Origin of the sequence: Streptomyces sp. NPDC048172 (assembly GCF_043202595.1) — a bacterium.
In the GTDB taxonomy this organism is placed as follows: Bacteria; Actinomycetota; Actinomycetes; order Streptomycetales; family Streptomycetaceae; genus Streptomyces.
This window is the reverse complement of record NZ_JBIDAT010000001.1, coordinates 279,934-295,431: the sequence shown is the minus strand read 5'-3', so window position 1 is coordinate 295,431 and position 15,498 is coordinate 279,934. Positions and strand designations below refer to the sequence as shown.

Annotated in this window: 10 protein-coding genes; 1 reads left to right on the top strand and 9 read right to left on the bottom strand. The window is 72.4% G+C overall.

Annotation, left to right across the window (positions count from 1 at the left end):
• Positions 1 to 45: 45 nt before the first annotated feature.
• From ACGF3A_RS01430 to ACGF3A_RS01415, 4 genes are all read right to left on the bottom strand, one after another.
• A complete protein-coding gene (locus ACGF3A_RS01430) occupies positions 46 to 1,683 on the bottom strand; it encodes a serine/threonine-protein kinase (protein ID WP_393724580.1) in 1,638 nt (545 codons plus the stop codon).
• 46 nt (positions 1,684 to 1,729) lie between these two features.
• A complete protein-coding gene (locus ACGF3A_RS01425; protein WP_393724578.1) occupies positions 1,730 to 5,020 on the bottom strand; it encodes a hypothetical protein in 3,291 nt (1,096 codons plus the stop codon).
• A gap of 203 nt (positions 5,021 to 5,223) precedes the next feature.
• A complete protein-coding gene (locus tag ACGF3A_RS01420; RefSeq protein ID WP_393724576.1) occupies positions 5,224 to 7,578 on the bottom strand; it encodes a serine/threonine-protein kinase in 2,355 nt (784 codons plus the stop codon).
• Positions 7,579 to 7,784: 206 nt separating this feature from the next.
• Positions 7,785 to 9,491, bottom strand: coding sequence for a glycerol-3-phosphate dehydrogenase/oxidase (locus ACGF3A_RS01415; protein ID WP_393724574.1), 1,707 nt, complete (start codon positions 9,489 to 9,491; stop codon positions 7,785 to 7,787).
• 221 nt (positions 9,492 to 9,712) lie between these two features.
• Between ACGF3A_RS01415 and ACGF3A_RS01410 the strand changes: the two genes are divergently transcribed.
• Entirely contained in the window at positions 9,713 to 10,975 is a 1,263-nt protein-coding gene (locus ACGF3A_RS01410) for a nucleotide sugar dehydrogenase (RefSeq protein WP_393724572.1), read from the top strand.
• 27 nt (positions 10,976 to 11,002) lie between these two features.
• Here ACGF3A_RS01410 and ACGF3A_RS01405 read toward each other — a convergent pair whose 3' ends face one another.
• From ACGF3A_RS01405 to ACGF3A_RS01385, 5 genes are all read right to left on the bottom strand, one after another.
• The gene (locus tag ACGF3A_RS01405) at positions 11,003 to 12,118 is read right to left on the bottom strand and encodes a GuaB3 family IMP dehydrogenase-related protein (protein ID WP_393724570.1); all 1,116 of its coding nucleotides are present in this window, start codon (positions 12,116 to 12,118) and stop codon (positions 11,003 to 11,005) included.
• Positions 12,119 to 12,137: 19 nt separating this feature from the next.
• Positions 12,138 to 12,350 (bottom strand): hypothetical protein, encoded by a 213-nt coding sequence (locus tag ACGF3A_RS01400; RefSeq protein WP_344528037.1) that lies wholly within the window; start codon positions 12,348 to 12,350, stop codon positions 12,138 to 12,140.
• Between the two features lie 54 nt (positions 12,351 to 12,404).
• Positions 12,405 to 13,910, bottom strand: coding sequence for an IMP dehydrogenase (guaB, locus tag ACGF3A_RS01395; RefSeq protein ID WP_393724568.1), 1,506 nt, complete (start codon positions 13,908 to 13,910; stop codon positions 12,405 to 12,407).
• A 109-nt stretch (positions 13,911 to 14,019) separates the two neighbouring features.
• On the bottom strand, positions 14,020 to 14,634 hold the full coding sequence (locus ACGF3A_RS01390; protein WP_393724567.1) for a sigma-70 family RNA polymerase sigma factor: 615 nt from the start codon (positions 14,632 to 14,634) through the stop codon (positions 14,020 to 14,022).
• A 251-nt stretch (positions 14,635 to 14,885) separates the two neighbouring features.
• Positions 14,886 to 15,497: a response regulator transcription factor gene (locus tag ACGF3A_RS01385; RefSeq protein ID WP_003948568.1), complete on the bottom strand. Its 612-nt coding sequence runs from the start codon at positions 15,495 to 15,497 to the stop codon at positions 14,886 to 14,888.
• Position 15,498: the final 1 nt, after the last annotated feature.

Below are 15,498 nucleotides of genomic sequence, written 5' to 3'. Positions count from 1 at the left end.
CCTCTGGAGCTGGCCTGTTTCCAGCACGTTCACGCACCTGTGACGTCAACGCGGCCGGGTTCTCACGAAGCTCTTCAGCGCCGTGTCGAAATACCGCTCGCCGCGCGACACTTCGGGCAAGGGCGAAGAGACCCAAACGTCGTACATTTTCCCGTTCTCGTCCCAGCTCTGGTCGAACGTGTGCCGTGGCCCTCCGTCGCTCTTCTCACCGTTCCAGCTGAACTCCCAGCGCGCACCCGGAAATCCGTTGTGCTCGCGCGGATGTACCTCGGCGTCGTGGTATCCCGGGTAGCGATCGGGCCCCTCCTTGTGCGAGGAGCGCATCGCCCCGAGCGAGCCGCCCGCGTGCTGGTCCTGGATGTGGATGCCGATACGGAAGCGTTTTCCGGGCGAGTAGTAGAAGACCCGGGGCGGTTCGAGGGAGCGGGTGAACCCCTTGGGCACCGCCATCCGGAAGCCCAGCGGATCGTCGACCGTACGGTAACCGTCGGGGGCGGAAGGGAGCTTCGGCTTCGACGTCGGCTCCGGATCCGGATCCGGCTTCGACGTCGGCTTCCTGGAGGGCTCGTTCCGCTGGGACGGCTCGTGCTCCTTGGCCTTTTCGCCGTCCGTACGGGACCCTGACGCGGCTCCCGGGGCGGACGCCGACGTGTCCGTACGGTCGGTTCCGTCGCGCGAGCTGAGCACCACGCCCGCCGCCACGCCGCCCCCGGCGAGCGCGGCGACCAGAACGGCGGTGACGAGCAGCGGAGTGCGCTTCCCGCGCCGCGCCGCCGGTACCTCGTCCGTGGGCGACTCGGAGGGAACGGCCACGACGGGCGCCGACGGGGGCGGGGGCGCGGGAACGGGAGCGGGCTCCCCGTCCGCGACCGCGCGCAGCAGGCGTTCGGCCTCGTCCACGCCCGTACGCGCTGCCACGTCGCGCGTCAGCAGGCCCCGTACGACCGGCAGCAGCGGGCCGGCGCTCGCCGGGAGGCGGATGTCCTCCAGCGCGACCGCGTGGACCACGCTCGTCAGCGACTCCCGGTGGAACGGCGTCTCGCCCTCGACGGCCGCGCACAGCAGCACCCCGAGCGACCACAGGTCCGCCTCGGGGCCCGCCCGCTCGCCCGACATCCGCTCGGGGGCCATGTACTCGGGCGAGCCGAAGAGGCTGCCCGTCTCGCTGATGGTCGTCAGTCCGGAGACGCTCGCGATGCCGAAGTCCGTGAGGACCGTACGGCCGCTCTCCGCCTCCAGCAGCACGTTGGCGGGCTTGATGTCGCGGTGCTGCACGCCGCGCCCGTGGGCGGCGCGCAGGGCGCCCAGGAGCGCCAGTCCGACGCGGGCGGCCTCGCGCGGTTCCAGCGTGCCGTCCGCCGCGACGCGTTCGGCGAGCGACCTGCCGTCGATCAGCTCCATCACTATCCAGGGGCGGCCGTCCTGCTCGACCACGTCGTGCAGGACGAGGATGTTGGGGTGCCCGAGCTGCGCGACGGCGCGGGCCTCCCGCAGGGTGCGCTCACGCAGCACACGCCGCTCGTCCTCGGACAGTCCCTCGTCCAGGTGGAGTTCCTTGACAGCGACCTGCCGTCCCAGCAGCTCGTCCGTGGCACGCCACACCGTGCCCATCCCGCCGCGCCCGAGCCGCTCCCCGATCCGGTACCGCCCGGCGATCAGCGCGCTCTCCCCGTGTGCCGCCATGTGCACATCATGCCGCAGCGCCCCACGGCGGAGGACGCGGGAGAGATCAGGTCACCCGGTAGGTGTCCGCGACGGCCTCGAAGTGACGGTCGATCTCCGCCTTCTTGCTCTGGGAGCCCTGGACGAGCAGCACGTGGTACCGGCCGTCGAGCAGCACCGCGCGGTTACGGGCGTACAGTTCGCGCCCGCCGCCGTCCTTCCATTTGAACGTGCCCTCGGCCATCGGGGTGTCCCCCACGTCGATACGGCGCAGCCCCGTCGTGCTGGTCCAGTCGGAGGCACGGTAGGCGGACAGTTCGGGCTCGTCGTCGTTCTGGTAGGTGCTCGGGTTCTTGCCGTACTTGTTGGCCGAGTCGCGCCCGCTGACGATGATCATCGTGACGTCGCCGCCGTTGTAGAGCACCTGACCCTTGCCGTTGGTGGACCGCCTGTCCCACTCCTTCGGCACGGCGATCCGGAAGCCCGCCGGGTCGTTGCTGGTCTTGTACCCCTTGGGCGCCTTGGCCGAGCCGGTGCTGGACGGCGGGCGGTCGCCGCCCTTGCCCTTGTCCTGCTCCTTGTCGCCGCCCTTGCCCTTGTCGCCGTCCTTGTCCTTCTCCTGGCCGCCCTTGCCGGAGCCGTCGCCCTTGCCGTCCTTCTCGCCGTCGGCCGCGCCGTCCTCGCCGCCCTGGGGCTTCTCCTCCGGCTCCTCGGGCACGACGACGGAGCCCTTCTGCGCACCGCTGCTCTCGTTGTTCTTGGGCATGAACCACATGGCGTACACCACCGCCGCCGCCATGCCGAGCAGCACCAGGCCGACGATCAGCCGTCCCAGGCGGCGCGGACTGCGCGGGCCGCGCGGCGGCTTCTCGCGGCCGCGCTTGTGCCGCTGACGGCCCTCGGCGACCACGGGACGCTTCTCCGCCTTGCGTCTGCGCACCAGTTCGCCCCTGCGCCGCACGATCGGCAGGCGGCGCGGGTCGGCGGGCGCGGGGGCCTCCAGCGACGGCGGCGCCGTCACCGTCCGCTGCCCCACCTCGGGCTCGGGCGCCGAGCGGACCAGCGAACGGAGCCAGCCCCGCAGCTCCTCGAAGTCCGGCCGCTCGGTGGGGTCCTGGCGCATCAGCGACTCGACGACAGGACGCAGCGGCCCGCAGTCCTCCGCGAACGCGGGCGGCTCGGCGCACACCATCTGCACCAGCTCGGCCGCGCTGTCCTCGGGATACGGAGCGTGCCCCTGCACGGCGCGGAAGAGCAGCGCGCCCAGGGCCCACAGGTCGGCGGCGGGGCCCACGGGCGGGGCCAGCCGCCAGTTCTCGTAGACGGGCCCGGCCTGCTCGGGGGCCCAGCGCTCGGTCACGGGGCCGACGACGGTCATCCGCGTGTGCCGCGCCCGTTCCGCCGCGAGCGCGGTGGCAGGGCCCCGGTAACGCCCCTCCGTCGCCTCCTCGCCGCCCCAGCGCTCCCCGCCGCCGGTCCCGTCGGGGTCGCCTTCGTAGCCGCCGTACTCGTCGTACGAGCCGTACTCGTCGCTCGTGCCGTCGCCCGCGTACGCGCTGTTCTCGTACGGGCCGTTCCCGTACGGGCCGCTCCCGTATCCGGCGTCCCCGTGTCCGGCGCCCGGGTCGTCCTGCCCGTTCCGGAAGATTCCCAGCCCGGAATCACCGGTGTCCTCGCCGCCGCCCGGCGTCTCGGTGCGCCAGGTGGCGCGCACGCTGCGGCTACCGCCCTGGCGCGCGCCGGGGAGCGCGGTCGGGCCCGTGCTCTCGTCCGGGCGCGGGGCGTACGGCCCCGCCGCGCGCGGGCCGTAGATCTCGTCCCGCTCCACCTCCTGCACGCCCGGGCCGCCCATGGTGTCGGGCCGGACCTCGTCCTCGCCCGAGGAGAGCCAGCGCACGTCGTCGTCGAGCGCGCCACCCGTGCCGTGTCCCTCCGCACCGCGTCCGTCCGTACCGCGTCCGTCCGCGTCGGGGCGCGCGCCGTGGCCGGGGCCCGCGGGCGCGGTGGACCACCAGTCGGCGGCGGGGCGCTGCGCGGCGCCCCCGCCCTGCCGCGTGCCGGAGGACGCGCGCTCGTCTCCGCCGTCCCGTGTCTCGGCCGCGGCGCGCTGCGTGCCCGCGCGGTACGCGGCGATGGCACCCCTGCGCGCGGCCCGCGCGGACGCCTCGCCGCCGTCCGGCACCCCGCGCAGTCCGGGTGCGCCCGCCGTCCCGTAGCCGTGCGCGACAGGCGCCTGCCCGCCGTCGCCGCGCACTCCGGGCTGGCCGGGCGACCCCTGCTGACCCGGTCGGCCCGGTCCGCCCGGTCCGCCCGGTCCGCCCTGGCGGGGTATGTCCTGGCCTCCGGGGCCGTATCCGTCGTCCTCGTCCGGCTGCACGCCGTCGAAGCCGAAGATGCCCCTGTCGCGCGCGCCGTCCTGGCCGGGCGGGCCGGGCGGGCCGCCCGGCCGGGCGTCGAACCCCTCGGGCAGCGGCTGTCCCGTCCAGGTCGCGGGCCCGCGCCCGCCCGGGTACGGGATGGTGTCGTGGTACGGGCTCGCCACCGGCTCACGTCCGGGGCCGCCGTCCCCCCGCTCGCCGGGCGCCGTCTCCGGAGCCGCGGGGGCCACCGGGGCCGCGGGGGTCTGCGGAGCCACCGGCTCCGCGCCCCTCTCCCCCGGCCCTCCGGCACCCGGTCCTGGCGTCCCGTCCGGTATGTCGCCCATGGGCGGCGCGGGCACGCGGCCGGGCTCCGGCAGCGGGTCGTAGCCGCACAGGGCCTCCTCGGCCGCGCCGACCGCGAGCCCCGTGAGCAGCGCCCGCCCGTCCTCGCAGATCAGGACGGTGCGGGCGGTGATGTTGCGGTGGGCCCAACCGTGCGCGTGGACGACCCGCAGGGCCGCGAGCAGGTCGGCGGCTATCTCCGCCGCGCGATGCGCCCCCAGCGGCCGTTCGGCCAGTAAGGCGGCGAGCGGGCGCGCGGGGACCAGCTCGCTCACGATCCACAGGCCGTCGCCCTCGACGAAGACGTCGAAAACCTGGTCGAGCCGTGGGTGGTCGGGGATGCGGGAGGCGGCGACGGCCGCCTCGACCGCGCGGCGCACCACCGGGTCGGCGGGCCTGCGGGTGGCGCGGCCGACCGAGCCGCGCAGCCGCCCGGCGCCACCGCCGGGGCCGCCGTCCCGTCCAGGCCCGTAGCTTTCCTCGACGACCTCGGCCTCGATGACCTCGGGCAACGGCACCTGCCGGACGAGGACTTCCTGCCCGCTCGCGGTGTCCCAGGCGAGCGACTCCGCGAACTCGTACTCCTCGGAGGGCGGACGCGGCAGGCGGTAGCGGTCGGCGAGCAACCGCCCCGCGTATCCCGCGAAGTCCTCCACGACGCCTCCCCATAGCGCGTCAGACCGTCAATTCCGCTCCCACTCCGCATCATTGCGGCTGATGACGGACTGCGGCCTTTCACGATACGTGCCAGAACAGACCTGCGTGCCCGTACGGCCCACTCTGTCCGGTCACTTGCACGAACGAGCCGCCGGGACCTTCCTCCCCGCCCTTCCCCCGATGCGACGGTCCGGAACCGTCCTCAGCCGGTCGGCTTGAAGGTCTTGAAGGCGGTCTTGCGGAGCGTGGCGCACTTCTTGTCCTGCCACCCGTCGGCCTTGCAAGTGATCATGATGGCGTAGCCGCGCTTGCCGTCGACCTTGAAGCCGCGGTTGAGCACGTGCACCTTCTGACCGTCCTCCTGGCGGGTGAACTGCCAGTCGGCGACGGTCGGATAGCCGCGCCATTCGGTCTTCTTGATGCCCAGGGGGCGGTATCCGGGGCTGGAGCCCTTCACGGCGGGCTCCAGGCCGCGCCAGGCGCCCGCGGCGTCGGCGAGCGGGCTGTCGTTGAAGTCCACCTGGATCTTCGGGAGGCCGCCGCCGGAGTACTTGCCGCCGGAGTTCTTGCCCGCGACGCCGGTGAGCTTGAAGCCCTTGGGCATCGCCATGCTGAAGTGGAACCGGCCGTCGGACACGGTCTTGTAGCCCGCGGGCAGGGCGCCCTTGCCGTCCTTGCCGTCCTTCTCGCCCTTGTCGTCGCCCTTGCCGGGCTTCTCGCTCGGCTCGGACTTCTCGTCCTTGCCGTCGGAGCCGCCCCCGCCCTTCTCGCCCTCGGCGGGCTTTCCGCCCTTCTCACCCTTGGCGTCGCCGCCCGCGCTGCCGCTCGACGAGCCGCCGTTCTTGGCCTCGTCGCCCCCGTCGCCCTCGCCGCCGGAGGCGGTGGCGACCACGGCGACGACCACGATCACCGCTATGACGACGGCCGCGGCGATGAGGCCGAGCATCCGGCGCGAGATGCCCTGCCGCAGCTCGGGCAGCTCCCGCAGGTCGCGCAGCGAGGTGATCGCGCCGCTGCCGCCGCTCTCGGGCGGCAGCGCCCGGCTCCCCGAACCGCCGCCGGGGCCGGTACCCGCGCCTGTACCCGTACCCGTGCCCGTGCCGCTCGTACGGGCGCCGCCCTCGCCCTCGGCGGGCAGTTCACCGGAGGAGGACGCCGCAGGCGAGCCCTTGTGCGCCGGGGGCACGGTGGGCGACGTCGACGGCTTCGAAGGAGCAGAGGCCCCGGAGGACCCGGAGGCCCCAGGGGACTCAGAAGGCTTCGTGAGGGAGTGCCGCGCGCCGGACGTGGACGAGGCGGCCGCCCCCGCGGCCCCTGCCCCTGCCCCTGCCCCTGTCCCGGAGCCCTTCCGCTGCGTGCCGCCGCTCGTCCCGCGGCCCCGCGCGCCCTCGCCGTCCTTGGGCTTACGAGTGCCCGCACCGGCGCCGCCGGCGGCGTGCGCGCCCCCGGTGCCGGTGGACGCGCCGGACGAGGAGGCGCCGGTCGCGCCCGCCACACCCGAACTCGCCGCGTTCCGCACGGACTTCAGCGCGCCGCGCAGCCGGTCGGCGGAACTGCCGCTCTCCGCGCGCCTCTTGCGCCGTCCGCCGCCGCCCTCGCCGCCGGACGATCCGGGTGAGCCGGACGTACCGGAGGTTCCGGACGGTGTGCCGGGGCCCTGCGACGGCAGCACCGAGGTGCGCGTGGCGTCGGAACCGCCGCTGTCGGCGCCGGAGTCCTTGCCCGAGTTCTTGAACCCGTAGGCCACCGGCTCCAGCAGCACCCGCGCCCCGTCGACGTCGAGCCGCTTCTCGGGGTCCTTCACGAGCAGTCCGGAGATGCACTCGCTCAGCTCGCCGGCCCGCTCCGAGGCGGGCACCGGCTCCGTCATGACCGCGGTCAGCGTGGAGATGGCCGAACCCTTGTCGTACGGCGGGCGGCCCTCCACGGCCGCGAAGAGCAGCCCTCCCAGCGACCACAGGTCGGCGGGCGGCCCCGGCGGCTTGCCGCGGGCGCGCTCGGGCGAGATGTACGAGGGGGCGCCGACGAGCATGCCCGTGGACGTCACGGAGGGGTCGCCCTCGACCTTGGCGATGCCGAAGTCGGTGAGGATGACCCGCCCTGTGTTGTCCTCCAGCAGCACGTTGGAGGGCTTCACGTCGCGGTGGAGGATGCCCTCGCGGTGCGCGGCGCGCAGCACGTCGAGGATCGCGAGGCCGACCTCGGCGGCGCGCTGGGCGGAGAGCGGACCGACGTCCTTGATCTGATCGGCGAGCGAACGCCCCTCGATCAGCTCCATGACGATCCAGGGGCGGCTGTCCTCGTTCACCACGTCGAAGACGGTGACGGCACTGCCGCTGCGGATCCGGGCGATCGCCTTCGCCTCACGCAGGGTGCGGGTGATGAGCCGCTGCTTCTCGTCCTCGTCGACGCTCGACGGGAAGCGAAGCTCCTTCACCGCGACCGTGCGGCCCAGGATTTCGTCCTGACCGCGCCAGACGGTGCCCATACCGCCCCGCCCGAGGACATCCCCGAGCCGATAGCGACCGCCTACCAGCCGTCCCGTGTCCTCGCTCATGAATCCCCTTGTGTCCCCTCTGCGTGAGAGACCGCCCCCGGCAGAGCCTTCATTGTGAACCATCCTCCTGACAAGACGTGTACGGGGGCGGCACAGTTACACCACGGCACTACCACTTCTCACGGGGCTTCACACGGCCAACGGGACTTACGGGACGACCAGTCCAACGGGGTACCGAAGGGGCCGGAACGACCCGACCGTAGCGCTCAGAGCGGGACGATGTCGGGCGCTCCGAGACGCGCCGCGTCCGCCGTCTGGTCGTCGGGCTGCAGCTGCGACTCGCGCTCCGCCTCGACCCGCTTCTCGTAGTGCGCGACCTCCCGGTCGATCTGGTCCAGGTCCCAACCGAGCACCGGCGCCATCAGTTCGGCGCACTCCCGCGCGCTCAACGTGCCCCTGTCGAAGGTCTCGATGGAGATGCGGGTACGCCGTGTCAGCACGTCGTCCAGATGGCGTGCGCCCTCGTGCGTACAGGCGTAGACGACCTCGGCCTTCAGATAGTCGTCGGCGGCGGGGAGCGGCTCGCCGAGCTTGGAGTCGCCCGCGATCAGCTCCAGCACCTCGTCGATCATCGATCCGTAGCGGTTGAGCAGGTGCTCAATGCGCACCACATGGATGCCCGTCTTCTGCGCGATCCTGGCGCGGCCGTTCCACAGCGCGTGGTAGCCCTCCGCGCCGGACAGACTGACCTCCTCGGTGACGCAGTCGGCGACCCTGTGGTCCAGCCCGTGCACGGCCTCGTCCACCGCGTCCTTGGCCATCACCCGGTACGTCGTGTACTTGCCGCCCGCGATGACGACCAGCCCCGGCACCGGATGCGCGACGGTGTGCTCGCGCGACAGCTTGCTCGTCGCGTCCGACTCGCCCGCCAACAGCGGACGCAGGCCCGCGTAGACACCCTCGACGTCGTCGCGCGTGAGCGGCACCGCGAGCACCGAGTTCACATGGTCGAGCAGATAGTCGATGTCCGCGCTGGACGCCGCCGGGTGCGCCTTGTCCAGGTCCCAGTCGGTGTCCGTCGTCCCGATGATCCAGTGCCGTCCCCACGGAATGACGAACAGCACGCTCTTCTCGGTGCGCAGGATGAGCCCCGTCGAGGAGTTGATGCGGTCCTTGGGGACGACCAGATGGATGCCCTTGGAGGCGCGCACATGGAACTGGCCGCGCTCGGCGATCAGCCCCTGGGTGTCGTCCGTCCACACGCCCGTCGCGTTGACCACCTGGCGGGCGCGGACCTCGAACTCGCCGCCCTGCTCCAGGTCCTGCACCTTCACGCCGACGACCCGCTCGCCCTCCCGCAGGAAGCCGACGACCCGCGCGCGGTTCGCGGCGAGCGCCCCGTACTCGGCGGCGGTGCGCACCAGCGTGGCGACATAGCGCGCGTCGTCCATCTGCGCGTCGTAGTACTGGAGGGCGCCGACCAGAGCGTCCTTCCGCAACGCCGGGGCGACGCGCAGGGCGTGACGGCGGGTGAGGTGACGGTGCGCGGGCAGACCCCGGCCGTGTCCGGACGAGAACGACATGGCGTCGTACATCGCGACACCCGTGCCCGCGTACAGCCGTTCCCATCCCTTGTGCTGGAGCGGGTAGAGGAACGGGACCGGCTTCACCAGATGCGGGGCGATCCGCTCCAGCAGCAGCCCGCGCTCCTTGAGCGCCTCGCGGACGAGCGCGAAGTCGAGCATCTCCAGATAGCGCAGCCCGCCGTGGATCAGCTTGCTGGACCGGCTCGACGTGCCCGACGCCCAGTCCCGCGCCTCGACGATGCCCGTGGCCAGCCCGCGCGTCGCGGCGTCCAGCGCCGTCCCCGCGCCCACCACGCCGCCGCCGACGACCAGGATGTCGAGCTCGCTCTCGGCCATCTTCGCCAGCGCCTCGGCACGCTGGTCAGGTCCCAGTGTCGCTGTCCTCACTGCTGCCTCCCGTGGTGCTCGTGTCGGTTGCGTGACACCGCCCCCCGTTTCCCCCTCCCGATGGTCCCCCATTCCCACGAGTTTGGCCGGTCGTCGGCATCGCCACGCCCATAATCCGGCATATCTGTCATATAGGCCCTTAACCTGAATTCGAGCTGTCCGCCACTCACCGCGGCTCCCGGGAGCGACCCGGGACAGCAGGGGAAGGGATGTCCGCCGTCATGCCCGTAGATCTCGCCGTCCTCGGACTCGCCCGTTCGGGTCTTCCGCTGGCCCAGGCCGCCACGTCGGCCGGGATCGGCACCATCGGGTACGACCCCGACACGATCACCCTCGCCGACCTCGCCGCGGGCCGCCCACCGGGCGACACCGCGCTGACGGCCGCCGAGATCCGCCGCATGCTCTCCCGCGGCTTCCGCGCCACCGACGACCCCGCCGTCCTCGGACGCGTCCGTACGGCCGTGATCTGCGCCCCCACGGCCCTCGGGCCCGACCGGGCACTGGACCTCACGCCCGTCCGTACGGCCGCGCAGACCCTGGCCGCGCATCTGCGCCCGCGCACGACGGTCCTCATCGAGTCGGACGTCTACCCCGGCAGCACGGAGGACCTGGTGCGCCCGCTGCTGGAGGCGGGCTCCGGGCTGCGCGCGGGCCGCGACTTCCACCTCGCCTACGCGCCCTCGCGCATCGACCCCGGCAACCGCAGCCACGGCTACGCCACGATCCCGAAGGTCATCGGCGGGCTGACCCCCGCCTGCACCGAGGCGGCGGCGGCCTTCTACGGACGGCTCACCGACAAGGTCGTCCGCGCCAGGGGGCCGCGCGAGGCGGAGACCAGCAAGCTGCTGGAGACCAACTACCGCCAGATCAACATCGCGCTCATGAACGAGATGGCCGTCTTCTGCCACGACCTGGACATCGACCTGTGGGACGTCATCCGCTGCGCCGAGTCCAAGCCCTTCGGCTTCCACTCGTTCCGCCCCGGGCCGGGCGTCGGCGGACCGGGGGTCCCGATCGACCCCAACTACCTCTCGTACCGCAGCCGTTCACTCGGATACCCGCTGCGGATGGTCGAACTCGCGCAGGAGGTCAACGGGCGCATGCCCCGCTACGTCGCACAGCGCGCCGCCGCCCTGCTCAACGAGCACGGCAAGTCGGCGCGCGGCGCGCGCGTGCTTCTGCTGGGCGTCACGTACAAACCCGATCTCGCGCATCAGGAGGGCGCACCGGCGCGCGAGGTGGCGACACGGCTCAAGGAGCTGGGCGCGCAGCTCAGCTATCACGACCCGTACGTCTCCGAGTGGCGCGTGGCGGGGCAGCCGGTGCCGCGCGCCGACTCGCTCTACGAAGCGGCGGCGGCCGCCGACCTCACCCTGCTGCTCCAGAACCACCGCACGTACGACCTCCAGGGCCTGGCCGCCAAGGCGCAGCTCCTCCTCGACACGAGGGGAGCGAGCCCGACGGGTGCGGCGCACCGGCTGTGAGCGCACCGGCTCCGGGCGCCACCGGGCTCAGCGGGAGCGCGCGACCGTGACCTCGACGCGCTGGAACTCCTTCAGCTCGCTGTAGCCCGTGGTGGCCATCGCGCGGCGCAGCGCCCCGAAGAAATTCATCGAGCCGTCGGGAGTGTGCGAGGGGCCGAGCAGGACCTCCTCCAGGGTGCCGACGGCGCCCAGGTCCACGCGGCGGCCGCGCGGCAGCTCCTCGTGCACGGCCTCCATGCCCCAGTGGTGCCCGCGCCCCGGCGCGTCCGTGGCGCGCGCGAGCGGCGAGCCCATCATCACGGCGTCGGCGCCGCAGGCGATGGCCTTGGGCAGGTCGCCGGACCAGCCGACGCCGCCGTCGGCGATGACGTGCACGTACCGCCCGCCGGACTCGTCCATGTAGTCCCTGCGGGCCGCCGCGACGTCCGCGACCGCGGTGGCCATGGGGACCTGGATGCCCAGCACGTTCCGCGTGGTGTGCGCGGCGCCGCCGCCGAAGCCGACGAGGACGCCCGCCGCGCCGGTACGCATCAGGTGCAGCGCCGCCGTGTACGTCGCGCAGCCGCCGACGATCACCGGCACGTCCAGCTCGTAGATGAACTGCTTCAGGTTCAGCGGCTCGGCCGCGCCCGAGACGTGCTCGGCCGAGACCGTCGTGCCGCGGATCACGAAGAGGTCCACGCCCGCGTCCACCACGGCCTTGGAGAACTGCGCGGTGCGCTGCGGCGAGAGCGCGGCGGCCGTGACGACGCCCGAGTCACGGACCTCCTTGATGCGCTGGCCGATCAGCTCTTCCTTGATCGGCTCCGCGTAGAGCTCCTGCATGCGCCGGGTCGCGGTCGGCTCGTCCAGCTCGCCGATCTCCTGGAGGAGCGGCTCCGGGTCCTCGAACCGCGTCCAGAGGCCCTCCAGGTTGAGGACACCGAGACCGCCCAGCTCACCGATGCGGATCGCGGTCTTCGGCGAGACGACCGAGTCCATCGGGGCGGCGAGGAACGGCAGCTCGAAGCGGTAGGCATCGATCTGCCACGCGATGGAGACCTCCTTCGGGTCGCGCGTGCGCCTGCTGGGCACCACGGCGATGTCGTCGAAGGCGTACGCCCGGCGTCCGCGCTTGCCGCGCCCGATCTCGATCTCAGTCACGTTGTCGTTCCCTCGCTGCTCAGTCGGCGAGATAGAGGTCCTCGTCGAACACCGTGACCACGGCGATGACCATCAGACCATGCCCGATCAGATACTCGACGAGGATGCCCGGAGCGGCCTGTGCCTTCCGGTCGTCCTCATGCGTTCCCACCGGCGCCGATGCCTTGTGATACGGGTCGGTGGCCAGCTTGGCCAGACCACGCTCCAGCATCTCACGACGCTCGGAGACCATGGAGTCGACGGTCTCCCGCGCCTCTATGGTGTACGCGACCCGGTACATCAGGGACTACCGGCGCGCATAGTTCGGGGCCTCCGTCGTCATCTGGATGTCGTGCGGGTGGCTCTCCTTGAGGCCTGCCGCGGTGATCCGGACGAACTTGCCGTTCTCCTTCATCTGGGGAACGGTACGGCCGCCGACGTAGAACATCGACTGCTTCAGGCCGCCGACGAGCTGGTGCACCACCGCGCCGAGCGGGCCGCGGTAGGCGACCTGGCCCTCGACGCCCTCGGGGATGAGCTTGTCGTCCCCGCTGACGCCCTCCTGGAAATAGCGGTCCTTGGAGTACGACTTCGCGTCGCCGCGCGTCTGCATCGCGCCCAGCGAGCCCATGCCGCGGTACGACTTGAACTGCTTGCCGTTGATGAACAGCAGCTCGCCCGGCGACTCCTCGCAGCCCGCCAGCAGGCTGCCGAGCATCACGGTGTCGGCGCCCGCGACGATGGCCTTGGCGATGTCGCCGCTGTACTGCAGGCCGCCGTCGCCGATGACCGGGACTCCGGCCTCCTTGGCGGCGAGCGACGCCTCATAGATCGCGGTGACCTGGGGGACGCCGATGCCCGCGACGACGCGGGTGGTGCAGATGGAGCCGGGGCCGACGCCGACCTTCACGCCGTCCACACCCGAGTCGATCAGGGCCTTGGCGCCCTCGCGGGTGGCGATGTTGCCCCCCACGACATCGACGCCCGGGTGGTTCGACTTGATCTTGGCGACCATGTCGCCGACCAGGCGCGAGTGGCCGTGGGCGGTGTCGACCACGACGAAGTCGACGCCGGACTCGATGAGGGCCTGCGCCCTGTCGTACGCATCCCCCGCGACGCCGACCGCGGCGCCGACGATGAGCCGGCCCTCGCTGTCCTTGGCCGCGAGCGGGTACTGCTCGGCCTTGACGAAGTCCTTGACCGTGATGAGGCCCTTGAGGGTGCCGCCCGCGTCCACCAGGGGCAGCTTCTCGATCTTGTGGCGGCGCAGCAGCTCCATGGCCTCGTCGCGCGAGATGCCGACCTGGCCCGTGACCAGCGGCATCGGCGTCATGACATCCCGCACCTGACGGCTGCGGTCCAGCTCGAAGGCCATGTCGCGGTTGGTGACGATGCCGAGCAGCTTGCCCGCGGCGTCGGTGACCGGGACGCCGCTGATGCGGAAACGGCCGCAGAGCGTGTCCGCCTCTTCCAGCGTCGCGTCCGGGCGGATGGTGATCGGGTCCGCGACCATGCCGGACTCGGAGCGCTTGACGCGGTCGACCTGCGCGGCCTGGTCCTCTATCGAGAGATTCCGGTGCAGGACGCCGACGCCGCCCTGGCGGGCCATCGCGATGGCCATGCGGGCCTCGGTGACCTTGTCCATGGCGGCGGACAGCAGCGGAACGTTCACCCGCACATTGCGGGAGACGTGGGACGCCGTGTCGATGTCCTCGGGCGCCATGTCCGACTCGCCTGGCAGCAGCAGCACGTCGTCGTAGGTCAGCCCCAGAGCGGCGAATTTTGCGGGCACTCCGTCGACGTTCTCTGTCATGACACCTTTCCCATGCTTGCCCCGGCGCGGACGTCCATGCTAACGGGCCCGAGAGGGTGCGCGGGCCCCTGTGGAAAACCCGGAAAACCGCCTCGGAAGACGCGTCCGCTCACTGCTCGGCCAGTGCGCGGAGCCTGCTCAGCGCCCTGTGCTGTGCAACGCGCACCGCGCCCGGTGACATTCCCAGCATTTGTCCCGTCTCCTCCGCCGTCAGCCCGACGGCGACCCGCAGCAGCACCAGCTCGCGCAGGTGCTCGGGGAGATTCGCGAGGAGCTCCTTGGCCCACTCCGCGTCGCTGCTGAGCAGCGCGCGCTCCTCGGGCCCCAGCGAATCGTCCGGCTGCTCCGGCATCTCGTCGGAGGGCACGGCCGTGCTGCCCGAGCGCATCGCGGCGCGCTGCAGGTCGGCGACCTTGTGCTGGGCGATGGCCACGACGAACGCCTCGAAGGGCTTCCCCGTGTCGCGGTAGCGCGGCAGGGCGCACAGGACCGCGATGCACACCTCCTGCGCCAGGTCGTCGACGAAGTGGCGCGCGTCACCGGGAAGTCGGGTGAGCCGCGTGCGGCAGTAGCGCTGAGCGAGCGGATGAACGCGCGCCAGCAGATCGTGCGTGGCCTGCTCATCGCCCTCAACTGCGCGCTGGACGAGGGCGCTGACCTCGTCGGCCACGTCCCCCTGGCCGGAAACGGCCTTGGGGGATGGCCCGTTCTCGTCATCGCGCATCGGTCCATGGTGCACCGACGCCGCGCGGTCCGAGGCTCCGCGCTCATAGATGTGCGCCGAAGCGTTATGAGCAGGCGCACTGGCCCTCATGTCCCGCGCCCTCCCCTCACGCCTGACCGACCGGTCCCCGAGGAACTCCATACTCCAAGCATGCGGCACGCGCGAGATTACTGTGCCGGGCCGTAGCGCGCCGCCCGTCTACGAGACCGTCTGCGCCGGTGCGGACGGGCGGCTGTGCGCTGGCTGGAGCGTCAGCGGACGAGGCCCCAGCGGAATCCGAGCGCCACTGCGTGCGCGCGGTCCGAGGCGCCGAGTTTCTTGAACAGACGCCGCGCGTGCGTCTTGACCGTGTCCTCGGAGAGGAAGAGCTCGCGCCCGATCTCCGCGTTGGACCGGCCATGGCTCATGCCTTCGAGCACCTGGATCTCACGCGCCGTGAGCGTGGGCGCCGCGCCCATCTCCGCGGACCGCAGCCGCCGGGGGGCGAGCCGCCACGTGGGGTCCGCGAGGGCCTGCGTGACGGTCGCGCGCAGCTCCGCGCGCGAGGCGTCCTTGTGCAGGTATCCCCGGGCGCCCGCGGCCACGGCCAGTGCGACCCCGTCGAGGTCCTCGGCCACGGTCAGCATGATGATCCGCGCGCCGGGGTCGGCGGAGAGCAGCCGCCGAACGGTCTCCACTCCGCCCAGGCCGGGCATCCGGACGTCCATCAGGATGAGGTCGGAACGGTCGGCGCCCCAGCGGCGGAGGACTTCCTCGCCGTTGGCCGCCGTCGTCACACGCTCGACGCCGGGCACGGTCGCGACCGCGCGGCGCAGCGCTTCTCGGGCAAGCGGGGAGTCGTCGCATACGAGGACGGAAGTCATG